22 protein-coding genes and 2 pseudogenes are annotated in these 22,695 nt (G+C 44.0%); 3 read left to right on the top strand and 21 right to left on the bottom strand.

Going from position 1 to position 22,695, the window contains the following annotated elements:
• Positions 1-114: 114 nt before the first annotated feature.
• The 4 genes from PSI14_RS14425 to PSI14_RS14410 all read right to left on the bottom strand — a co-directional run bounded on the left by PSI14_RS14425 (position 115) and on the right by PSI14_RS14410 (position 4,648).
• On the bottom strand, positions 115-1,308 hold the full coding sequence (locus PSI14_RS14425; RefSeq protein WP_273576538.1) for an amino acid aminotransferase: 1,194 nt from the start codon (positions 1,306-1,308) through the stop codon (positions 115-117).
• A 64-nt stretch (positions 1,309-1,372) separates the two neighbouring features.
• Positions 1,373-2,452: an alanine racemase gene (gene alr / locus PSI14_RS14420; protein WP_273576537.1), complete on the bottom strand. Its 1,080-nt coding sequence runs from the start codon at positions 2,450-2,452 to the stop codon at positions 1,373-1,375.
• Positions 2,453-2,554: 102 nt separating this feature from the next.
• On the bottom strand, positions 2,555-3,964 hold the full coding sequence (gene dnaB, locus PSI14_RS14415) for a replicative DNA helicase (RefSeq protein WP_273576536.1): 1,410 nt from the start codon (positions 3,962-3,964) through the stop codon (positions 2,555-2,557).
• A 426-nt stretch (positions 3,965-4,390) separates the two neighbouring features.
• The gene (locus PSI14_RS14410) at positions 4,391-4,648 is read right to left on the bottom strand and encodes a helix-turn-helix domain-containing protein (protein ID WP_069318057.1); all 258 of its coding nucleotides are present in this window, start codon (positions 4,646-4,648) and stop codon (positions 4,391-4,393) included.
• A gap of 525 nt (positions 4,649-5,173) precedes the next feature.
• Between PSI14_RS14410 and PSI14_RS14405 the strand changes: the two genes are divergently transcribed.
• Complete coding sequence (locus PSI14_RS14405; RefSeq protein ID WP_273576535.1) at positions 5,174-6,088, top strand: restriction endonuclease; 915 nt, start codon at positions 5,174-5,176, stop codon at positions 6,086-6,088.
• Positions 6,089-6,321: 233 nt separating this feature from the next.
• Here the strand turns inward: PSI14_RS14405 and PSI14_RS14400 are convergent, their stop codons facing one another.
• The 14 genes and pseudogenes from PSI14_RS14400 to PSI14_RS14335 all read right to left on the bottom strand — a co-directional run bounded on the left by PSI14_RS14400 (position 6,322) and on the right by PSI14_RS14335 (position 18,275).
• Complete coding sequence (locus PSI14_RS14400) at positions 6,322-7,983, bottom strand: terminase large subunit (protein ID WP_273576534.1); 1,662 nt, start codon at positions 7,981-7,983, stop codon at positions 6,322-6,324.
• Complete coding sequence (locus PSI14_RS14395; protein WP_086954051.1) at positions 7,980-8,333, bottom strand: phage terminase small subunit P27 family; 354 nt, start codon at positions 8,331-8,333, stop codon at positions 7,980-7,982. Before PSI14_RS14395 ends, PSI14_RS14400 begins: the two co-directional genes overlap by 4 nt.
• Positions 8,334-8,451: 118 nt before the next feature.
• A pseudogene (locus tag PSI14_RS14390) lies at positions 8,452-8,877 on the bottom strand (HNH endonuclease signature motif containing protein).
• On the bottom strand, positions 8,877-9,179 hold the full coding sequence (locus tag PSI14_RS14385; RefSeq protein WP_273576533.1) for a head-tail connector protein: 303 nt from the start codon (positions 9,177-9,179) through the stop codon (positions 8,877-8,879). Before PSI14_RS14385 ends, PSI14_RS14390 begins: the two are co-directional and overlap by 1 nt.
• A complete protein-coding gene (locus tag PSI14_RS14380) occupies positions 9,176-9,511 on the bottom strand; it encodes a phage head closure protein (protein ID WP_074024798.1) in 336 nt (111 codons plus the stop codon). Before PSI14_RS14380 ends, PSI14_RS14385 begins: the two co-directional genes overlap by 4 nt.
• A pseudogene (locus tag PSI14_RS14375) lies at positions 9,508-10,516 on the bottom strand (phage portal protein). The gene PSI14_RS14380 and the pseudogene PSI14_RS14375 overlap by 4 nt, the downstream one beginning before the upstream one ends.
• A 137-nt stretch (positions 10,517-10,653) precedes the next feature.
• Complete coding sequence (locus tag PSI14_RS14370) at positions 10,654-11,202, bottom strand: HK97 family phage prohead protease (RefSeq protein WP_273576532.1); 549 nt, start codon at positions 11,200-11,202, stop codon at positions 10,654-10,656.
• Positions 11,203-11,246: 44 nt separating this feature from the next.
• Positions 11,247-12,401, bottom strand: a complete 1,155-nt coding sequence (locus tag PSI14_RS14365) for a phage major capsid protein (protein WP_273576531.1) — start codon at positions 12,399-12,401, stop codon at positions 11,247-11,249.
• Between the two features lie 121 nt (positions 12,402-12,522).
• The gene (locus PSI14_RS14360) at positions 12,523-12,921 is read right to left on the bottom strand and encodes a hypothetical protein (RefSeq protein WP_273576530.1); all 399 of its coding nucleotides are present in this window, start codon (positions 12,919-12,921) and stop codon (positions 12,523-12,525) included.
• A 1-nt stretch (position 12,922) separates the two neighbouring features.
• On the bottom strand, positions 12,923-14,098 hold the full coding sequence (locus PSI14_RS14355; RefSeq protein WP_273576529.1) for a hypothetical protein: 1,176 nt from the start codon (positions 14,096-14,098) through the stop codon (positions 12,923-12,925).
• Positions 14,099-14,102: 4 nt separating this feature from the next.
• The gene (locus PSI14_RS14350; RefSeq protein WP_273576528.1) at positions 14,103-14,846 is read right to left on the bottom strand and encodes an Hcp family type VI secretion system effector; all 744 of its coding nucleotides are present in this window, start codon (positions 14,844-14,846) and stop codon (positions 14,103-14,105) included.
• Positions 14,847-15,332: 486 nt separating this feature from the next.
• Positions 15,333-17,747, bottom strand: coding sequence for a primase-like DNA-binding domain-containing protein (locus PSI14_RS14345; protein WP_273576527.1), 2,415 nt, complete (start codon positions 17,745-17,747; stop codon positions 15,333-15,335).
• A 2-nt stretch (positions 17,748-17,749) separates the two neighbouring features.
• Positions 17,750-18,157 carry a hypothetical protein gene (locus tag PSI14_RS14340; RefSeq protein ID WP_273576526.1) on the bottom strand — a complete coding sequence of 136 codons (408 nt, stop codon included), beginning with the start codon at positions 18,155-18,157 and terminating at the stop codon, positions 17,750-17,752.
• The gene (locus PSI14_RS14335; RefSeq protein WP_262070620.1) at positions 18,150-18,275 is read right to left on the bottom strand and encodes a hypothetical protein; all 126 of its coding nucleotides are present in this window, start codon (positions 18,273-18,275) and stop codon (positions 18,150-18,152) included. Before PSI14_RS14335 ends, PSI14_RS14340 begins: the two co-directional genes overlap by 8 nt.
• A 168-nt stretch (positions 18,276-18,443) precedes the next feature.
• Here PSI14_RS14335 and PSI14_RS14330 point away from each other — a divergent pair, with 168 nt between their 5' ends.
• Positions 18,444-18,629 (top strand): YlcI/YnfO family protein, encoded by a 186-nt coding sequence (locus tag PSI14_RS14330; RefSeq protein ID WP_038205529.1) that lies wholly within the window; start codon positions 18,444-18,446, stop codon positions 18,627-18,629.
• Between the two features lie 171 nt (positions 18,630-18,800).
• Here PSI14_RS14330 and PSI14_RS14325 read toward each other — a convergent pair whose 3' ends face one another.
• Both PSI14_RS14325 and PSI14_RS14320 read right to left on the bottom strand, forming a co-directional pair.
• Positions 18,801-19,079 carry a helix-turn-helix transcriptional regulator gene (locus PSI14_RS14325; protein ID WP_209028133.1) on the bottom strand — a complete coding sequence of 93 codons (279 nt, stop codon included), beginning with the start codon at positions 19,077-19,079 and terminating at the stop codon, positions 18,801-18,803.
• Between the two features lie 128 nt (positions 19,080-19,207).
• Positions 19,208-20,425 (bottom strand): tyrosine-type recombinase/integrase, encoded by a 1,218-nt coding sequence (locus PSI14_RS14320; RefSeq protein ID WP_273576525.1) that lies wholly within the window; start codon positions 20,423-20,425, stop codon positions 19,208-19,210.
• A 267-nt stretch (positions 20,426-20,692) separates the two neighbouring features.
• Between PSI14_RS14320 and PSI14_RS14315 the strand changes: the two genes are divergently transcribed.
• Positions 20,693-21,676: a quinone oxidoreductase gene (locus PSI14_RS14315; RefSeq protein ID WP_273576524.1), complete on the top strand. Its 984-nt coding sequence runs from the start codon at positions 20,693-20,695 to the stop codon at positions 21,674-21,676.
• A 91-nt stretch (positions 21,677-21,767) separates the two neighbouring features.
• Here PSI14_RS14315 and dusA read toward each other — a convergent pair.
• A partial coding sequence (dusA, locus tag PSI14_RS14310; protein WP_273576523.1) for a tRNA dihydrouridine(20/20a) synthase DusA occupies positions 21,768-22,695 on the bottom strand: 928 nt, incomplete at its 5' end.

Genomic DNA, 22,695 nt, shown 5'->3' with positions numbered 1-22,695 from the left:
TTTCCATTTATTTAATCCTTTCATAAAGAAGGATTAAGTTAAATATTCGATTGGGATTTAGTAGTTGCAGCTTTATTAGCCGCAACTTGAAATTCTACCAGTGATATAAAATCACTAACTCACCGCCGAAAATGCCTCTGCAATACGCTGTACGTTATGGTGATTCACTCCAGCCATGCAAACGCGACCAGAACCAACCAAATAAACACCGAACTCTTCACGTAATCTATCAACTTGTTTCTGGCTGAATCCGGTATAGCTGAACATGCCGCGCTGTTTCAGTAAGTGGTCAAAGTTTTTCTCCGGCAAGGCTTTTTTTAATGCATTTACCAATACTGTCCGCATTTCCAGAATACGCAAGCGCATCCGTTCTACTTCCTCCAGCCATTGGTTTTTTAACTCGGTATTACTCAATACTCTGGCAACAACCTGCGCCCCAAAATTTGGGGGGCTGGAGTAAATACGGCGCACTCCCGCTTTCAATTGCCCTAAAACATGTTCAGCCACTTTTGTATCGTCGCAGATAACTGATACCCCACCAACTCGCTCACCATACAGTGAGAAAATTTTCGAGAATGAATTACTGACCAGACAAGGCAACCCCGCATTTGCCATTGCTCGGATCGCATAAGCATCTTCTTCCATGCCATCGGCAAAACCCTGATAAGCGATATCAAGGAAAGGCAGCAATTCCCGCTCTTGGGCAACTTGAACCACCTGATCCCATTGATCATTGGTGAGATCTGAGCCTGTTGGGTTATGGCAGCAAGGATGCATTAAAATGATACTTTTTGTAGGCAGTTGTTTGAATGTTGCCAGCATTTCGTCAAATTTCACCCCTTTGGTTTTGTCATCAAAATAAGGGTAATAGTTCACCTTGACGCCAGCTCCGGCAAAAATGGCAGCATGGTTTTCCCAAGTTGGATCACTGCACCATACTTCAGAATCTGGAAAATAACGGCGTAAGAAATCGGCTCCTATTTTTAGTGCACCTGAGCCACCCAATGTTTGAATGGTTGCAATACGCTTCTGGTTTAGCAATGGATGATCTTTGCCGAACAGCAATTCCTGAATTGCTACGCGATAGGCAAACAACCCTTCCATTGGGAGGTAAAGGGAAGCAGACTGTGGCAAAGCGCGCATTTGTTCTTCGGCAGCCGCAACAGCCTGCAATTTTGGTGTTATACCCTGCTCATCGTAATATAGCCCGATGCTCAGATTAATTTTTTCTGCACGGGGGTCGTTTTTAAATACTTCCATCAACGACAGAATAGGATCACCCGCATACGCATCAACATTCTGGAACACTACGTTATACTCCCTGCTAGTGAGTTTATAAAAGATACAATAGCAAACAATATAACTTACCGGATTATTCGTCTAGATATTCCATTGCAACACGTGAGGTCAGCTTCGTAATCAGCTCGTAAGCGCTGATCCCCGAATGCTCTGCAATTCTTTCCACTGGCAGAACATTCCCCCAAAGTGTAACGTCATCCCCAACTTTATCCTGACATGCAGGCCCCAGATCCACAGTAATCATATCCATAGATACGCGACCAACAAGCGGCACTTCCCGGCCATTGATAAATACAGGTGTACCGACTGGTGCACTACGGGGATAGCCATCACCGTACCCCATCGCCACAACGCCAAGGCAGGTATCACGGTCGCTGCGCCACGTGCCGCCATATCCTACCGACTCCCCTGCTTTATGCTTACGTACTGCGATTAAGCTGGATTTTAGTGTCATCGCAGGGACTAAATTGAAGTCAGTAGCCGTTTTATCTATCGTTGGTGAAGCACCGTACATCATAATGCCGGGACGCACCCAGTCCAGATGCGCTTGTGACCACAATAAAATCCCCCCGGAGGCAGCGATAGATTTTTCTCCGGCTTTATCCGCAATAAATGCCATAAAGCAATCAATTTGTTGTTGCGTCGTTTCAACCGTAGGCTCATCTGCACGGCTAAAATGGCTGATGATATTAACGGGTTGTTCAACATTATGGCAGCGGCTCAGGCGTTGATAAAATTCTTCTGCTTCATCGACCCTGACACCTAAGCGATGCATACCTGTGTCCAGTTTCATCCATACTTTAATCGGGTAGGACAAATCCGCCTGTTCCAGTGCTTCAAGCTGCTCAATGCAATGCACCACAGTTTCAATATGGTTGATGACTAAAATAGGCAGATCAGCCGCTTCAAAAAAACCTTCCAACAGTAAGATGGGTTTGTCAATTCCACCACTACGCAGGGCAAGCGCTTCCCCAATTCGAGCGACACCGAAACAATCAGCGTCTTCCATTGTGTACGCAGTTTCTAATAAACCATGTCCATAGGCGTTTGCTTTCACAACTGCAATCAGTTTACTGTCAGGAGCTTGTACTCTCACCTGTTGCAAATTGTGTCGCAGAGCGCGGCGGTCGATAACAGCAGTTGCCGCTTTCATTTCATCCCCTTTTTATAATTTTTCGGTCAGGTTTGATAAATAACAGCCTACCTTCGATGTTGATTATTCAGTCATTTGAACATAAGCGATAGGTGCTTAGATTTATTCGTCGCTATAATTTGGCCCAGCGTAATTATCGAATCGTGACCATTGACCATTAAACGTCAACCTTACTGTACCGATAGGGCCGTTACGCTGTTTACCAAGGATAATTTCAGCCACGCCTTTTAGTTCACTGTTATCGTGATAAACCTCGTCACGATAAATAAACATGATCAAGTCAGCATCCTGTTCGATAGAGCCTGATTCACGCAGGTCGGAGTTAACTGGTCGCTTATCGGCTCGCTGTTCCAGACTACGGTTTAGCTGGGAGAGTGCGACAACCGGCACTTGAAGCTCTTTTGCCAATGCTTTCAGTGAGCGGGAGATTTCCGCAATTTCCAGTGTTCGGTTGTCAGATAAAGAAGGCACCCGCATCAATTGCAGGTAATCGATCATAATCAAGCTGAGTCCGCCATGCTCGCGGAAAACCCGTCGCGCACGGGAACGCACTTCTGTTGGCGTCAAACCGGATGAATCATCAATATACATATTGCGTTTTTCCAGCAAAATCCCCATGGTGCTGGAGATTCGCGCCCAATCCTCATCATCAAGCTGACCGGTACGAATACGTGTTTGATCTACGCGGGATAGGGATGCCAGAATACGCATCATGATCTGATTGCCGGGCATCTCAAGGCTGAAAATCAGAACAGGCTTATCCTGCATCATCGCTGCGTTTTCACACAGGTTCATTGCAAAGGTGGTTTTACCCATTGAAGGACGCGCTGCCACGATAATTAAATCTGATTTTTGTAAGCCAGCGGTCTTCTTATCCAAATCTTGGTAGCCCGTCGAAACCCCCGTTACGCCATCATGTGGGCGCTGATAGAGCAGCTCAATTCGCTCAACGGTTTCTTCCAGGATCTGCTCTATACCTTTCGGGCCTTCATCTTTATTCGCCCGATTTTCTGCGATCTGGAATACGCGTGATTCTGCCAAGTCCAAGAGTTCTTCGCTGGTCCGGCCTTGTGGATCGTAACCTGCATCTGCAATTTCATTTGCTACTGCGATCATATCGCGTACTACCGCACGCTCGCGGACGATATCGGCATAAGCATTGATATTCGCTGCACTTGGAGTATTTTTTGACAATTCGGCAAGATAGGCGAACCCGCCAACATTATCGAGATCACCATTCTGTTCAAGAGATTCAGATAATGTAATCAGGTCGATAGGTTTGCCTCTTTCAAGCAAACGCTGCATTTCAGAGAAAATACGCCTGTGTGGTCGGCTGAAAAAGTCATTGCCGGTAACCCGCTCGGATACATTATCCCAACGTTCATTATCCAGCATCAAACCGCCTAACACGGATTGCTCTGCTTCCAAAGAGTGTGGTGGAAGTTTCAGCCCTTCCATTTGGCGATCTTTTGGTTCAGCCATACTGTTGTTAGTTGGTTTTTTTCCAGCCATGTATACCGCATCAATTCACTAAACAAAAAACGAAATAGCGCATCAGTATACGCCATGAGAACAACCTTGAATAATTATATATAGTATATACTCGCAATTAAAACACAACCGATTGATATTGAATAAATAAACCTCATTTTTCAACGAGTTTATTCTTGTTTATTTATATAATTGTTTATACATAGAACACTGAACAAATCTATAAACAAAGCATAAGATAAAAACAAAGTGAAAGGAAAGAAAGAATGAAAGTGAATTTGTGATCAATAAAGCCAGGTCAATAAACTAAGCGTTCTGACCTTGTGAGAGGTTGCAACACACTTCGTCGGGAACTATTGAGGTCACAGGAAAGAATGTCCCTATCAGTGAGAAGATACCCCCGTTATGGCTATCTTCCCGATGATTTTCAAATGGAACTGATTATTTTTATGATTTATCCCGAACCTTGCGTTCAATCAATTCACCATACGAATCAAAATAGCGACTAGGCCAGATTTCTGAGGGATGTATTTCGAGATAGTTAGCAATAATCCATTCGCCTTTCGGCCACGGTCTGCTGAGAGTATTTGCCAGTGTAGATGAACTGAGGCCAGATTCACGAGAAACAGCCGCTAAGGTTGTACCACGCTTACGTAATGCAGCGATGATATCAGCTTGATGCCAGTCATTTCTAACGTTATTCATTCCTGCTACCCCTTTCCATTAATTAATAATTGATGGTGGCGATTCAGACAGGGTTCGCAGTACCGGAACATACCCATCCGGCGAGGCCGAAACCTCCCCTATCAGAACCGCCATTGAATAGGCGATAGCAGACACACTGGTAGAAATTTCCTACCAGTGGGGTATGTTTACAAGGCTGCGAAACCCTGACCACTGGATGTTGCCAATGGCGGGGCTACTTTAACTGATTGGTTTATCGGACTCAATAAGCGAACCAGTAAAAACAGCTTACCTTTTTGCGTTATATTCTATTAAACAGCTCATGCAAGCTGACACTCTTGCTACTCTGGATTCAAGCAAATATGACAGTCAGCTCAGTGCCAGAAGCGGACATTGGAAAATATCAAAACTCTTCTCTATTATTGCTGTTTCATTCTCAGATATTTTAATAAAGTACTGGCATAATATTCAGCCAAATCATAATGTAAAGCCACTGCTCACATTTTATGGTGCGCAAAATACAAACGTAGAGAGGAAGGTTCTGTTTTGGCTACACAAATCACCCCCCGCCTGATTGAGCTAACTTATGAGGCTGTGCTCAAGTCTTACTGGAGGAGAAATGCTCTTCGAAAATTTCTCTTGGCATCAAATATTTCCAATAGTTTTGTTTCAGCGTGGCCAGATGATGAGTCTAAGCGTGACCTTCTTGATCGTCTTTTCGAAAAGTTGCAAACCACAGATAAGGGAAAAGCTGTTATCTCTCTAATGGCACGCAGTTTGTCAGAACAGTCCTCTTTTCCAGATCTTAGAAACTGGGAAGACTCGACACAAAAAATACAAGATGCTCAAAAAGCAGCGCAAGAACTTAAAGTATATTTAAAACAACAAGATGAAGAAGCTCAGAGTAAGAAGGAACGCTCAGAGATCAAGGAGCGAGCTCGTATTGAAAGAGAGCTTATTCAACGTTCTCTAATGGACAAGAGAAAACTTCAACAACTATTAGACGTTATGCATTCAAGAGTTGGCACGCAAGAAGGTGGTTACGAGTTTGAAGAATGGTTTTATCAGTTACTTAACTTTTGTGAGATACAAAACAGAAAGCCATATAAAACCGATGGTAGACAAATAGATGGTTCTTTAACTTATGAAGGTACTACCTATCTCGTAGAGTTAAAGTTTACCAAAGACCAGTCTGGAGCCCAAGAAATTGATTCGCTTAAAGCAAAAGTTAATAAAATGGCTGATAATACAATGGGGATAATGGTATCTATCAGCGGCTACAGTAGTGTGGCAATATCTGAGGCATCAGGAAGTAAAACGACTTTAATAATAATGGATGCTAGTCATCTTTATTTATTTTTGTCAGGTGCTATGAGTTTCGGAGAAATAATTTCAAGAGTAAGGCGGCACGCCTCACAAACAGGTGAAGCGTATTTGCCAACCAATAAGTTTCATGGTTAGTGAGTGTGGTAAACAATGTAACCTAAATCGCTAATTCGTTCTCCTGAGCGGAGGAGATTATCCGGGAGAAATCCGCTTCTCGCTCATAGCGCTGACTGTCAGATTTAGTCGCTCTTTTCTACAGAATACGGTCAGATAAAGTAGCGACTCATCCCAATGTGATATCTAACCTTCTGAGCATTTGATTTCATCAATTCCCATACTGCACAGGCATTAAAAAATCAATTAGTTATCTAAATCCCGTCAAAGTTATCCAGTCGCTGCTGCTGTTCTTCACTCAAGCTAAACGCAAAATCATCATACTCACTCTGCCATGTACCAAAACTCATCAGGAACGCTATTGCAGGGTCGATTTTGTTCGCCGATTTCTTCTTGTTCGGTTTGATATTGGCGTTAGCGTCGGTCTCTATCACCACATTGGACATTGCCCATGAGAGAACCGGATCGCCATTGTGACGAATGACCTTGCGGTTAACAAACACCTCGGTTGATTTGGCAACGGGACTAAATCGCATATAGGTTTGCGGGAATGGCTCAACATCCAAGCCTGCTCCCTGTAGCTGAGTTCTTAAGTGGGTGGCGTTCCACGTGTCAAAACCGATCAGTTTGATATCAAAGTGCTGGCTGTCTTTGAGAATATCATCACGGATACGGTCATAATCAATGCAATCGCCTGTCGTAGTGCGTATCCAGCCCATTTGTGCCCACTGGCGATACACTGCCCGGTTCTTATTGGCCGGATTCTGTAGCTGGGCTTCGGGCAAGTAATGGCGGGTCAGTAATAACAGTTCGTTATCCACGGGGAACGTGTAGCAGATACTGGTGATATCGCCCGTGGAGGATAAATCTAACCCGGCGTAACACTCTAAGCCTTTGAGGTCGTTTTCGTCATAGTCTGACTGGCAGTCTTTCCATGCGCCTTCACCCATCCACGGCGTTTCACCCTGACACCAGATATTAAAGCGTTTGGTGAGCATTTCTGTCCATTGTGAGGGAATACCCCGCGCTTTCTGGATAGTGTCATACAGTGCGGCGCTATCTACTGAGATATCAAGGTTAGGATTGGCCTTTATCCAGAGTAATTTATCATCAATCTCGTTCTCATCGTCCAGCTCGTAAATCAAGGCAAACAATGATGCGTTTTGCTCCTCGCCATCCAGTATCTGGCAACAATAATTATAATGCTGTTTACAGGCAGAGATTACGTTACTGCCTGCCATGGTGATGGCAAACAAAATACCTTCGGGACGTGCGCCCATTCCCAGCTCAAGGGCAGAGTACACAGCGTTATCAGGGTGTAAATGGTATTCATCGACAATAGCAAGAGAAGGGTTTGTACCCTCAATCGTGGCAGCTTTGGCTGCCAGTGGTTTTAACAGGCTGTTACTCTTCGGGTAATTCACTTTGTGTTGCTGGATAGTCACCCGTTTTTTCAGCGGCTTTGATAACAGGCACATCTGGCGGGCATCATCGAATATAATACGCGCCTGATCACGGCTCACAGCGGCGGTGTAGATATCCTGCTGCCCGTTCTCCATCACCAGAAACCAGTTTGCCAGTATCGCAGCAACGGTGGATTTGGCATTTTTGCGTGGCACTTGAATGTAAGCACTGCGATATTTCCGCCGTCCGGTTGCTTTGACTTTGAAACCGAACAGATTAGCAAAGGCGAATTGCTGCCACGGCTCCAGAATAATCGGTTTGCCCCGCAAATGGCCTTTGACGTGCGGACAGTAACGGGAAAAGGCAATAAACTGCGTTACCACCTCCGAATCAAATAGATAAAATGGGTTATTAAGGTCGTTAAAATAACGTTTCACCGCCTGTTTTACCCGCTTACAGGCCGGAATTGTGCCGTTTTCGATATCAAAAGCGTATTGTTCCCATGCGTTCATAGTCGGTCTAGCTCGTCCTCTTCTTCCGTTTCCACCGGATTTTTCCGCCGTGATACCGGATCAAAACCCAGTAATGAAGACATTTTTATCATGATTTTTTCCGCATCAGCTTTGGCGCTCAATGATGGATTACGGCTTTCACTGCCCTGACTGTTCACAATGCTAAAGCCTCTGATATCAAGGTCTGCCACGGCTTTTCGGTAAATAGAGTAATTAACGCAGTACAGTTCTAAATTGTTCCAGTCGGCGGCGTTCAAATCTTCCCGCTCGCTTAAGATTTTACCTTTGGCCTTCCATTGACTGGCGGCAATATCATTTAAATAAGTAGGTGGTTTGGGTGCTCTTGCCATAATGTTCTCTGTTCCTTGTGATTTATTTTCAAAAAAATTGCCGTACGTAAAAATTGAAGGAGGGGGCGGTTCTGCTCAGAGGGGAGTTTGTCATTTTTGATACCCCTACCCCGTTATTTCAGTTTGTTATTATCCCGAAGTTAACCAATCGTGCCGCTTCTGCCTCCTGCTCCTGATAGCTTCCCTGTTTGCGCTTGGCTTTGGTGATGGGGTCTGTCTGGACGGTCTTACGGTTGTGACAGGTCTGGCATAACGCTTGATGATTAGATGCAGGCCAAAACAGCACATCCGCTTCACCTTTTATCGGGATGATATGATCCACAATGGTTGCAGGCATGTAGCAGTTCAGCTTGAGGCAATGCACACATAAGGGATGCGTTTTGAGATACATCAATCTGTATCTGCTCCATCGGTTACTGTAACCACGTTCGGTACGTGTACCGCGCTGCCTGTTCTGTTCCCGCCGATGTTCCTCACAGCGACCAGACTTTACCCGTTACTTACAACTCGGATAGCTACAACGTCTTAACGGTTGCCACGGCATCAGTAGATCCCCACATCACGATAGACAGACCACAGTGATTTGATGGTAAAAGGCACTTCTTTCAGCTCAACATCGGTTGCCATTTCCCGATTCTCATACAACAAACCGATATACAGCAGGCAACCCACTTTAATCGCCGGGGTAAAAGCCAGATCATCACCAAACCGCTTACCGATATGTTGCTGACAGACTTCAAGCGCAGCGGCGGCATAGCCCATGAGTAAGGCATCATCAAGGGTATCGCTCTCATCCAATCGGCAATGTTGTTTGATTTCGTTCAAGGGAATTTCAATCTGGCTCATCGGAATATCCCTCCCTTGCAAAGCAACTCTAGGCGGGTGTATTTCGCATCGGGGATGACCGCCATAATGCTAAAAGCTGTGCCCGTCGTGTTCGCTCCGTGAAAGGTAATGCTGTTCGCTGTGGTCACATCAGCACGATAACGCAGCCAGATACGCACGGTGGCTTCTGAGAACACGGCGCCGGATGCCACCAGCTCCCGCCCGCTAATCGCTTTCACTTCTGCCCAGACCGTGGCTAAATCCACCCAGTTATTGAGTACTTCACCAAATTTACCCCGACTGGCTTCATTTTTTCGGATCGTTATCCGATGCCGTAATCTGCCTGCTCTCATTTTTTGGCCTCCGATTGTTGTTTGATTTCCACTGTTTGTTTCCATGCCTGACTGAATTCATCGCCACCGGCACGGGGCGATAATCCTTCCCGTTCGCGGGCTTCATTCGGGCACATCACACCGGATTTAATCGCCGTCTCATAACTCTGGAAACGTTCTTTCGGATTGGCGCGAAGCAGATCGGCAGTATCAAATTCCACCTGATAACGAATGCCTCGTTTTGGTGAGTTCAGCAGCAAGGCGGATTTGATTTGCTGCTCAAAATTGGCTAGCCACGGGCGCATGGTGATCGTCAGAAAAGCACGGGAAGCCTCACTAAAGTTGCTGTAGGTACTGTTCGAATATTCTTGCAGAAAGATAGGACTAACGTTGAACATCCGGGCGATATCTTCAATAGTGAAACGGCGTTTTGCCTGCATTGCGAGCACCTTTATAGCGTTCAAGGGCTTCCAGTGCCTTATTCCCTTTGATGCCATCCAGCCAATCAGCGGCTTTAATCACGCCTGCCGCCATCATGCCTTCTTTCATAATGCTTACCCCGTGGCGCTGTTGTGCCAGCCCCAAACCCAGCGTTTCACGGCAAATTGTGACAGGCGAGCGACCAAGAAAACCGTCTTCGGTGGCATAGCGCAAATGTAAGATTTCTTCCTGTAGGTAGGTTTTGACCTTACCGCTATAAGGTTCGGTGACGGTATAGGCGAATCGGTGATCCGATAACCGTTGCGGAACAACAGCCGAAGGCGGGTAAGGGTGCAATGATTGTGGCTGACCATCTTTTCCCCAAACTATGACCGCATACGCATTGCCATTCAGTAAGCAATGACGCATCAGCGTCCGCTTAAACTGAAACGGGGTCTGGCAGTCATTCGGGCATTCATTGAGCAGGTAATCAACCGGGTGATCACTGAGCCACTCGCGGGACTCTTTGCCGTTCTGGTGCCGAACCCGATACAGGTAACAAGGCATGGTCGCCACGGCTTCACTAATCACCGTGACAGCATTCATCACCGCGGGCAGACCTTCGGCTGTTGAGGGTGAAACATGCTCGCCGGATTTGGTGTTAGTCATACCTGCCAGAGAAAAAAATTCATCTACCGTCATGCTACGTCGTTCTGGAGAATTTCGCTTAAAAGGCCACATCATTACACCTCAGACAGTCGCAGCCAGTAATGATACAAATCCGCATTGCAGGCCTTCACCGCATTTAGCGAACGTTTGGCAATCTCTACGCCGCTTTCAGGATAAGCAGGTAAGCTAGTGATCGTGATTTCCCGTAATTCAGCTTCTAAGACAGTTCTGATATGCGGCTCTTGACTTGTATCCCATTGATCTTTTATTGCTCTGAATCCAAAACTCATTCCGGCAATATCACCCCGCTCAACCAGTGTCAGCACATCGCGTCCTAGTTGCGTATCAGGCGGGGTGAGTTCGAAACGTAATCCGGTGGCATCTTCGCTAAGTTGCAATGTACCGGACGTAGTACGGCCTAACAGGTTCATGTGATCATGTTCATAAAGTGCCCTAATATCTGCGCCTGCCGTTAAACTGGCACTGAACGCATTCGGGGCAAATTGCTCGACAAACTCATCCCACAAAACTTGTGATCGGCTGTTCCACTTAATCACGTAGCCTGTCAGCTTTTTATCACTGGCAGAAAGCGAAGCGGTACGAATTTCAAAATCATTCTTCATCAATAGACTCCAAGACTGAAAAGGGGATTTATGCCCCTTTATCGTTAATTCGCTTTAGTGCCTTTGATTTCCAGCACTTTGATTGCGTTGGAATCCACCAACCCGCCGCCCAGATATTTATCAGTGTGTACCTTATAAAATCCCGGTTCGGTGATATTGTCAGGACGAGTACGGATGCCCGTTTGATGGTCAACGATGAAGTAACCGCGCTTGAAGTCACCCAAAGCAATGATGTTATCCGGCATAAATTCGAGATAATGGACAGGCAAGCCCAGCAACATATCAGGATCACCTGCTTGCAGGCGTTCGCGCCAGATGTAATCCCCATTGCCATTTTTCAGCTTCTGCACGTTGGCGGCGGTCGTGGAGTTCATCACCCAAACGGCGTTCTTGCGGTATTTGTTCCTGAGCAGGAATTTCAGGTCAATCAGGCTATCGGCTTCAAGGCTGGTTGCTTCCAGCTTTTGCAGTGTACCGAACGCACGTATCTTGTCGGCTTGAGTATCACGGGGATACGACAGGAAGCCTTTTGCTTTCTTGCTGCCGTCACCACTCACAAGATCGGTTTCTTCGGTATCAACAAAGGTGTCAGCGATTTCTGAGGTTAACCAGCCCAGAATATCGACATCGCTAAAATCGATGATTTCTTGGGTAGTCTTAGGATAGGCATAGATAGGAAACAGCTTGATACTGACTTCTTCCATCTTCGGTGTTGCCGTCTCACTGCGTGCCTTACCTTCTTCCCCGTGGGCAACGGCTGCGCCACCGACTGAAACCAACTGTTTATACTCGTTGCTGCGCGTGGTCTTAATCGTGCAGATCCGGCGCATGACCGACTCATCAGCCAGTTGCTGCATGATTTGTTTGTTCAGCTCAGGGATAACGGTATAGCCGCCGTCTGCCGGAACGCTTGTAGACAGGGAGCGGGCTTCGCCCGTCAGAATATAGTGGCGTAGCTCGTCATTATTGAGTGTTTTACTGGTTGGCTGGTTCTTTGCCTGATTGCGTTCTTCATCAGATAAAACCTCATAACGGGCAATTTCCGTATTGAGTGCATCAGACTGATTGCGTAATTCGTCGAACTGTTTGGCTTCTTCGGGATTAAGTGAGCGCTTCTCGTCTTCGGCTTTGGTGAGCAGTGAGCGCATTTGATGGGTTAAATCGGCTTTTTGCTGGCGTAATTCGAGTAGTTTTTTCATGGTGTGTTTCGGAATAGTTATTTTTCAATAAATAACTTTTTAACATCATAAAAAATAATAATAAATGATTCTTATTATGTTGGGATAGCATACAAAAATGGCGACTTAAATCGCCATTTTGCTAATGGCTATTTATTTTTATAGTGTAGACTTTATTAAATTCCTCGGAGCTTTTAAACATATTACCATAGATAGCTCCATGTATATTAACTGTTGCCGTTCCTGCCTTGGCAGGAATACCACTTATTATGATACAGTTATTATCCTTTTTTGATATGGTATTTTTTGTTATCACCTCTTTGGGTAATTCACAATGTTGGGCATATAGTCCTAAATTATCCGGTTTTACACTATTACCAGTTAGCATCCCTATAACACGTCCACCCTCTATATTTATAGTGCTATAATACGACTCACCCACTTTAGCATCAGGTAGTTCGTTTTCTTTAGGTGAAAATGAAACGGAACTACCACAGGCAGTGAGAAAGAAAACAGCCATTATCATTAAATGTTTATTCATTTTATTTTAATGGTTTAAAAACCAATCCTCCAAATAATTGATTCAAAAAAGAATCCATTGTAGTATTTCTTTTTATTTGTTGATATGCATTACCCCATGAGAATAATTCAAGTTCAACTTGTTGCTTATTTTCTTTCACTACTCCATTCCATACAATCCAATGACTTTTATATGTAACACCATTATTTCTTCCCATTCCTAACATAGTGTCAGATATCAATGTAACTACTTTATATCCTTGCGATGCATAATCATTAAGAGTCATTAAGTCATTCATATTGCAATGAGATAATCCTACATTACTAAATATTTTTTCATACCCAGCCTTTTCAAACCATTCTGTTAACATTCCCCACATTGTAATACCAGCAACCTGATCATCAACTTCATCATAGCTAAAAATGATATTTTCTGAATCTCTTAAACTTGCTAATGTCAACCAGTCTAACCCAGATATTCTTGCACCGTACTCGTTATAAAAAGTTCCTTTAGGATGACGACAACCATCACCCGGTTCAATTTCCAATTGACTAATTTTAGTTCTGCCATGTTCCCATAACTCACGAGCAGCTTGTTCATAAATATCTGGTCTATCCATTTGTAAGCAATAAAAAAATGCCGCAGGACCACATAAACTTGCACCACCCTGATCGGGAACGCTTCTTTTAGAAAGCCTGTTCTGGAGTTCTGATTCAAATTTACTTTTTTCAAATGGATCATCTTTGTGACCCATTGGATATTCTTTCGCAATAAACGCCCTTTCAGGAATAGTCAGTTTTAATTCAACGGTATTATCACCCTCGCTGACAGGTTTTGTTTCAATCGTACTTTCAAAATAACAGGCATTTTCTCGTTTTTTATCTGAGCAGGCTTTACCTGCTACGAATTCTCCCAATGTATACATCTTTTTAAAAGGGGCTTGTAATGCCTGAATCGTATTTGAACCATGTTTGCGGTAAAGCATGATTTGCATAATATACGTCACGGAAAGATCATCGTCTGTTTCTTCAGTGACATGCTGTTGAGTTTCATAATTACTCTGTAATTGTGCCTGAAAAATATCAAGCAATATATGATGGTTTCCTTTTGCGTCCTTACGATAAATGATTAAATCGTACAGCAAGTGTTCAGCAGGTACATTTGACTCTATTTTTGTGTAGACAGTATAAGTTGGCATGGTATTAATCCTTTAAAATATGAAAACTCAGGTTCTGTTTGTCATCCGTAAGATGCCATTGGGTATAACCTTGTTTATCCGTCTTTCCTTCTTTTATCTGTCCATCCGGCAGGCAAACCCGATACTTGCATTCGGTTAAAAGATTGCCGTCATCATCCACACAACGATAGCGGGCATGATGTTTAGCGGATTTTACCGGAGTTTCTTCAACCAGCGGCTTCTTAAGTGGCTTCACATTCGAGAACCCAGACAAAAGCGGCCTGCCTTCTTCACGCCCGGCTAATTGTGTAATGCTGTAGCCCGACGTCCCCGCTGCAATATGCTGGCATGAGATAGATTTATAATCGAGCATCACCACTTCATGGGGGATTGCGCCGTTGTCATTGATGGAATGGGGATAATTGTAGGACAGATCGACAATCGTTGCGCCTGTCAGTTTAATTTCGTAAAAGAATTCCAGTTGTCCCATCGGGCTTGTCCGGTAGTGCATAAAGCGTGCTTCCAGCAATTCGTTTCCGTCGATTGCCATTGCTAACAGTGGTGAGGACTTATCAATGGGTTTGGTAAAGCTGACCGGGTGATGATGCGCGTTCTGGTCGCGGCTCACTGAATGGCTGACACTCAGTACCTGTATTTCGTCTTCCCTTCCTGTCTGATAGCGGTTTCCGATGGATTCGGGCGTTGAACATCCCGCTGAAATTAATCCCTGTTTCTTGCCTTTTAGTGATAAGTAGATAACGTGTGACATCTTGTCTCCTGTGATCTGACTTCCGATAAAATCGAATGAATGAAACAGGATACAGCAGGAATATTTATCTATTCTAGCATGAAGAAAAATTCAGCAGTAAATTTGTGATTAATCTCTGTTCTTAAATAAAATCAGAATATTACATCGTTTAAATTTCTGGTAATACCAAATCAGGCTGATACCTTATTTTACTGTCTCCTATCATCCGACTTTTATTTACCTGCCAGAGATAGCCCCTATAAATCTTTTTCACCCTCTCAGTTATGCACCCTCTGCACATTCTTCTCAAAGCCTTGCTACACCTGGGTTTGCAGTAATTAATATGATATTCATTCACTGTATCCTCTGTTCACCCCTTTTTGACTCGAATGAAGAGAATGTATATTTGATGTATAGCTAAGAAATAACTATACATCTATTATTTTCTTTTAAATACAGATAGATATTTAAAATGATGTATGGAATGCAGACTTAAGCCCAAAAGGTTTATATAAGGGATTTAAAATCCCGGCACTCAGGCACAGACGGCAACCATTCTTCGGCTTCTTCCGACAACTCAACATTATAAGAATAACCTTTCTTGGTTCGCACTTTCCGATACTCCTTTTTGTACTCCAGCATAATTTTGGGAAGAGATTCGCCGAACTTGGTCAGTGTGAGCGGGCGTTCAAAGCCGTGCGCTTCCATAAAAGAAAGATAAGCATGATATAAATACACTCTCGGTGCGCGTGGGCTGATGTTCTTAGTGCCCATCTTCATCCCAGTGGACTCATTGACGGTTACCAGATAACCGCAGAAACGATACAATGGCTCGGAATTGCTTTTCACCGTTAACGCTTCGTTAGAATCGCGCTGTGCCTGTAGCAACTTTTTCGCTTTGTTCTGGTCGGCAAATTCGTTTAATAAATGGCGGATAATGACCGGCAGTTCCCGGCTGATTTTCTCCGACAAGTATGGATCTTTCTCTGACTCTTTGACCGGAATGTTAAACGGGAATATCACCCGCCGCCGTGCAATACCGCCATTACGTTCGGTAAAGCTCATCGGTTCGTTATTGGTGACTAATACCACAGCTTTAATAATGGTGGAGAACTGTTTTTCATATTTCCCGTCAACTTCAATCAGATCGCCGCCTGTAATCGCCTTAATGCCTGCGCCCTCGCCAACATATTTAACCTGATCAGGCAACGTAATCAGGCTTTTCCCAACAAACTGATAACGCCCTCGCGCTTCATCCAACGCTCTCATATTGCCACTAGCGGTATTGTGTTCGCCCGCTAATAAGGTCGCTATATAAGTAAAAATACTTTTCCCGCTACCACCTTCGCCTGTCACCTCAATAAATAACTGCCAGTCATAACGGTTTGCCAGGATCATAAACAGGGCGGCTTTAATACGGTTCATCTTGTTTTCATTGCTCCCCGCTGCATGAGACAGCCAGCGATAAAAATCTGGAGCATGATCCGGCAAATTTTCACCAATAGCAGGCGGAGTGAATTCGATGCCGTTATGGTTCATTAGCCAGTGTTCTGGCTGGTGTGGGATAAATTGTTGTGCTGATAAATCATACACACCATTACTGAACCCGATTAAATCCTGCCGTTGCTCACCAATAACAGGAATTTGTAATTTCATCGCACTAATCGCGTTATTAATGCCGTTCGGGCTGTAAGGGGTTTCGTGCTGGTCGAAGATTGCCACCATAGAGCAGCGCAGCTCGCTATCCGGCACGCTTTCCCATGTTGCTCTGTTATAACGATAGGTCATTTCACTTTCAGGGTTGACCGCGATTTTTCCGTAATACTCAACCAACAGTGCCCCGCGCTGACTGGCTGCCATTTGTGCCAGATTGTTATTGGCTTTTTTGGGCTTCGTTTCGTGGATAATCACCGCTTCTGCTTCCATGAGTTTTTTCTCTCCAACCTGATATAACCCGTTGCTGAATGCCTGCTTTGCTGCCTCAATGCCGTGATGCTGGCGATAATCGTCCCAGTCAGATTTCAATGCCGTAGGCGGTAGCGTGACCCAGCCGTTAATCGCTATAGCGGCCTTTTCTGCTGCCATTTTGCCAACGTTCTTTTTTAACCTGCCGTTTTTGTCCCGTTCTTCCGGTTCGTGCCAATCGTTATCAGCAGAAAGGATAATTTTCGCATCTAGCCACTGGGTTCTGACCTGTTCGGCAATCGTGAGTAAATTACTTTCATCAATTGCAGCCAATACCACGCCCTTATGTAACTGGCTGACAGTTAATGCTGTTGCATAACCTTCGGTGATGATGAAAGTGTCCGGTGTTCCGGCAATCTCGGATACAGGTATAAAACTCCCTTTTTTCTGCGTGCCTGTAACAAGGCGTTTTTCACCGTTTGGCTTGATGGTCTGTGCGCCTGTTATCGTACCGTCCAGTGTCTGAGTAACCAGTAACAAAGAGCCATCTTTCAACAATCGTTGATTGGGGCATTGCAGCCCCTTTTTAGCCAAATATTGGGATTCACCCGTAACAGAGGTTGCGACCAGTGCAGTGATGCGCTCTGCAATCGGTTTTGCCATTCTGGGCTTTTCTTTGGCTGGCTTAGGTTCAGTCAAGGGAAGTGCTAACACATCAGCTACCAACTTAGCGGCGGAAAAGATGGCGATCCCCTTAGTTCTTGCCACTAAATCCAGCCCGTCACCGTGATTGGGATCATCACACTGGCGGCAGTGCCAATCACCGTTATGGTTATCATCGATAAAATGAAAGCGATCAGTGCCGCCGCATATCGGACAAGCACCATGCTTACCCTTTAACGGAACGTCAATACCGCAGGCGGGTAACAAAAGTTGCCAGTGATTGGCGGCGGATTGCTTCACTGCACGAATAACATCTAACGGACGGCTTTTTTGAATATTATTTCCCTGACTCATGATCACTCGTCCCCGCCATTAACAGCCGCATAAAGCGAATAGTAAACTTCCTGATTGATATCACAGGCCAGTGAAAGCAAATCATGTAATTCTTCGGAACAGTGCTGGCTAGACTGTTCAAGAATGATCTCATATAAAGAGATGCATAAACCCGCCCGAAACGCGGCCTGATCTAATCGGTCGGATTTCCTATACACAATGCAATTTAATAATTTATTCACAAGAGGCTGTGGCGAATGTTTCAACAAAGCTCGGTGAACCTCCTGATGAATATCGCCCGCCAGTGCAATCAGATTATTTAAGTTGATTTCGCATTCATCTTTAGCTTTTTTGGTAATAAATGTGAAGAGTGAAACACCCAGACTTGCGCGATATAGCGCCTGTTTTAATGAGATAGGTTTATTACTCATGGTGTGTCTCCTGACGTGATACGAAGATCAGTGAGGACATACCAGCCAGCCGCTGAGTGCCGGATGCAATTAGGAATGTAAATTTTAGGCGAGTTTGGTTAGACTGTATGTCAGCCATAGCATTAGCTCCGATAATGTTGTGGTTAGACGCCTCGATAGTGTTACCGCACTTCGGGGCGTCGCTGTTTTTGTTCCTTGAATGACTCAAGGTGTCAGCCACGTCAATCCTTTTTCACGAAAATTTTTTGTGTATACTGTCAGCCACCAACTACTAATGGATACAGATATGGCAACGAAAGCAATAAATGCAAAGTCAAAAAAATTAGAAGCACGTGTACCGCATGAACTTGTTGACTCAATGGAAAAACTTAAAGAAGAGGGTGAAAGTACCGCACAATTCATAATTTCGGCTATGACAGGTGAAATTAAACGCCGCCAGCGCAAATCCAAAGCATCATCTGAGCAAGAATAATCAATTAACCCTCTTAAAGAGGGTTGTCTCTCAAATTGATGGTTATTTAATAGCAAAGAATTTCTATAGCAAATATCTATCATCACACCAACTATTCCCGAAATTAAGCTGCTTTTAGGGTGAATTTGACCGCTGCCAATTAAGGCAGTTAATTTTTCATTGCATTATTTTTTAGTTAGTAGGTTTACGGCTATATGGGTTATTCACGTTCTCTACTGTTGGCGGATTACGCACCCAATGCAGCAGATCACTAAGCAACCAAGCACAGGAATTGCGGCCTAATGGCTTACGGGCAGGGAAGCGGCCTTCATTTTCCAGCTTCCATGCTGACGTTCTGGAAATAGAGGTGATATGCTGGCGTTCTTTTTCACGTATAAGACGATCATAAGGTTCACCATATTCGGAAAGGATAGAGCGGCGTTCTTCTGGTGTAGGAGTACTGTATTGCATGATTATGTTACCCTCACTGTTTAATTGTTTTTGTGAGGGTATTTTACTTAACAGAAATTATTACAAAAGAAAGCCACATTTGTTACGTGTATATCACAATGGTCATTCTCACAACTCATTACTTCCCATTATTGAGCTGCTTTTAATATAACCACATTCTCATAATTACCCGCCAATACATCCAGTCGCTGACACCACTTGTTTAAAGCGTCCAGCTTCTCTGGTAAATATTGGCTCTTGTTGTATATCGCCATAATGCCCGGCAGTGCATGGCCTAACAGTTGCTCAACGACATGAGGTGCGATGCCTATATCATTTAATTTAGTTGCAAACGTTCGCCTTAAATCATGCAAAGACCATTCCTCGTCATGCTCTAATTTTTTCCATATTTTTCTGCCATATTGTGCGACTGCTTCAAGTTTTTTAATTTCCCCTAAGAGATAACCGCTTTTATGGTTTTGGTGAATAATATCCATTAAAAATGGCTTCATATATTCTGGTATTGGACGAATGATTTTCTCACCTGTCTTGCTATTTTCTTTTGGGACGGTCCATAACATAGAATTCAAATTCCATTCTGAACATTTAGATAACCTGATCTCCCTTGTCCGACAACCAAATACAACCAAAATTTTCAATAAATTATTATAATAAGGTAGGTAAATACCTGTATTTATGGAGTCCCATAATTGACCAAGTTCATGATCGTCTAAATATCGCTGGCCTTTATTTTGTTTTTTTCCAACATCCTGAATAGTTAAATCATCCAATACATGGCTGACTGCATACCTTCTTACCCGGCAAAATTTTAGAGTTTGCTTGCACAATTGAAATACAGAACCAGCAGCCACCGGAGCTTTCTTTTTCATTCTATCAAAGCATTGCAGCCAATATATTGTTTCGCAATCAGACAATGCCATTTCACCAATATAAGGATAAATATGTTTTTCTAATTGCAGAATAAGGGTATCAATATTGACTCGATTTTCTCTGCCGTAGTGTTCTATCCAATATTCAATAGCGTCTTTCACAGTGACTGGTTTTAATGATTCCTGCATCACTAAGTTAAATTGCAGCTTTGGATCTTTACCAGATGCTAACCAACTACGACATTTATCCCGCGTTTCTCTAGCCTGCTTCAGAGGCACATCAGGATAGCGCCCAATGGTAAGGCGGTTTAACTTTTTTCCATCAAGTCGGTACGTAAAAACCCAACTAATTCCACCAGCTTTAGATGCTTTGGCGCTCAACCCCGCACCATCGGCAAAAAATTCAATATTGCCCCTTTCTTTTCCGTGCAGGGTTCTAAGTTTTTTATCACTGAGCTTGTTTAGTTCGGCAGCCATGATCGCTAAAGGTATTTATACAATTGTTTATACATAGTGTGCTGCAAAGGTGAGAAAACGTCAATAAACACTGTAACAACATACAGTTTAATGATTAATTAATTACTTGATATTTATATGAAAATAATAATTATGGACAAACTTCAGAACACAAAGTAAATATATATAGTCTGTAATGATTTCGGACACATTAACGCAGTTTGCAACAATTGCAATGTAAACGTGCGAGGCTGTTTCCAACACTTCTAACATGATGAGAGAGTTACCATGGCAAAACATATAGAATTTTCCGCCACTGGCGGCCCAGAAGTACTCCGATATTGTGAATTTACGCCTGCTGATCCTACAGCTGATGAAGTACAAGTTGAGAATAAAGCTATCGGTATTAATTATATTGATACCTACATACGTAGCGGGTTATATCCGCCAGCTAATCTACCTAGTGGGCTGGGAACAGAAGCGGCAGGTATCGTCACTAAAGTTGGGGCAAATGTAACGTCCATTAAGGTCGGCGATCGTGTGGTTTATGCCCTATCCGCTTCTGGTGCTTACAGTGAAGTACATAATGTACAAGAAAACAAATTAGCCCTATTGCCAGATGCCATATCATTCGAACAAGCCGCCGCATCATTCTTGAAAGGTCTGACTGTTTATTATCTTTTCTATCAAACCCACAAGATTCAAGCAGGGGAAACCTTCCTATTTCATGCAGCAGCGGGGGGTGTTGGTTTGATTGCTTGCCAATGGGCAAAGGCATTGGGAGCAAAATTGATTGGGACAGTGGGCTCAGATGAAAAAGCCGACCTTGCCAAAGCAGCAGGAGCATGGCAGACCATCAATTATAATCGCGATAATATCGTGGAACGTCTTTTGGACATCACTGATGGTAAAAAAGTGGATGTGGTTTACGATTCTGTCGGTCAAGCGACATGGTTGGATTCTCTCGATTGCCTGAAACCCAGAGGGCTGATGGTCAGCTTTGGTAATGCTTCCGGGCCTGTAACAGGAGTAAATTTAGGACTCCTCAACCAGAAAGGCTCGCTGTTTCTCACCCGGCCTTCTCTGTCTGGTTATATCACTACCCGTGATGAATTGAATGAAGCCAGCAAAGTACTCTTTGATTTTATTGCCAGCGGCAAAATCAATGTGGACATTCCAGAAAGCCAGAAGTTCCCATTGAGCGAAGCAATAAGAGCACACAGGACACTGGAAAGCCGTGCAACCCACGGTTCCAGCTTATTGATCCCATAGTTCTTATTGATCCCATAGCTCTTATTGATTCTATAGTTCTTATTGATCCTATAGTTCTTATTGATCCTATAGTTTCTAATTTCAGAGCGGATTAAATCCGCTCTGTTACCATTTCCAGTGCTTTTTCAACAACCATAATGCCAGCGCCCTGTTTATGGGCATTTTCACTTAAATGACGACGCCACTGACGTGCGCCGGGAATGCCCTGAAAAATCCCCAAAATATGGCGAGTGATATGCCCTAAATAAGTGCCTTTAGACAATTCCTGTTCGATATAAGGATAAAGCGCTTTAACCGTATCAACCGTATTGGTCACTGAAATTGTTTGATCAAACAATTCACGATCCACATGTGCCAGAATGGATGGGTTTTGATAAGCCTCTCGCCCAATCATCACGCCATCAACATACTGCAAATGCTGCTTCGCTTCTTCCAGTGATTTAATTCCGCCATTAATGGAGAACGTCAATTGTGGGAAATCTTTTTTCAATTGATAAACTCGCGGGTAATCCAAAGGTGGAATTTCGCGGTTTTCTTTTGGGCTTAAACCAGACAGCCACGCTTTACGCGCATGGATAACAAAATTATCGCAATCGCTGTTTTTCACGACGGTATCAATGAAATCACACAGAAACTCATAGCTATCCTGTTCATCAATGCCGATACGGGTTTTGACAGTAACAGGAATATCTACTACATCCTGCATCGCCTTAACACAGTCGGCTACCAGCATCGCTTCTCCCATCAGACAAGCACCAAAGCGACCGTTTTGCACACGATCAGAAGGGCAACCAACATTCAAATTGATTTCATCGTAACCCCGCTCCTGCGCGATTTTGGCACACTGCGCCAAGGCTTCAGGATCACTGCCACCTAATTGCAATGCCAATGGATGCTCTTGCTCGTTATAAGCCAGATAATCCCCTTTGCCATGAATAATCGCGCCCGTTGTGACCATTTCCGTATAAAGCAACGCTTCTTTACTTAATAAGCGATGAAAGTAACGGCAATGACGGTCA

The organism is Xenorhabdus anantnagensis, from assembly GCF_028598555.1.
GTDB classification, from domain to species: Bacteria; Pseudomonadota; Gammaproteobacteria; order Enterobacterales; family Enterobacteriaceae; genus Xenorhabdus; species Xenorhabdus anantnagensis.
The sequence above is the reverse complement of the archived record's forward strand: the minus strand, read 5'-3'. Positions and strand labels throughout refer to the sequence as shown.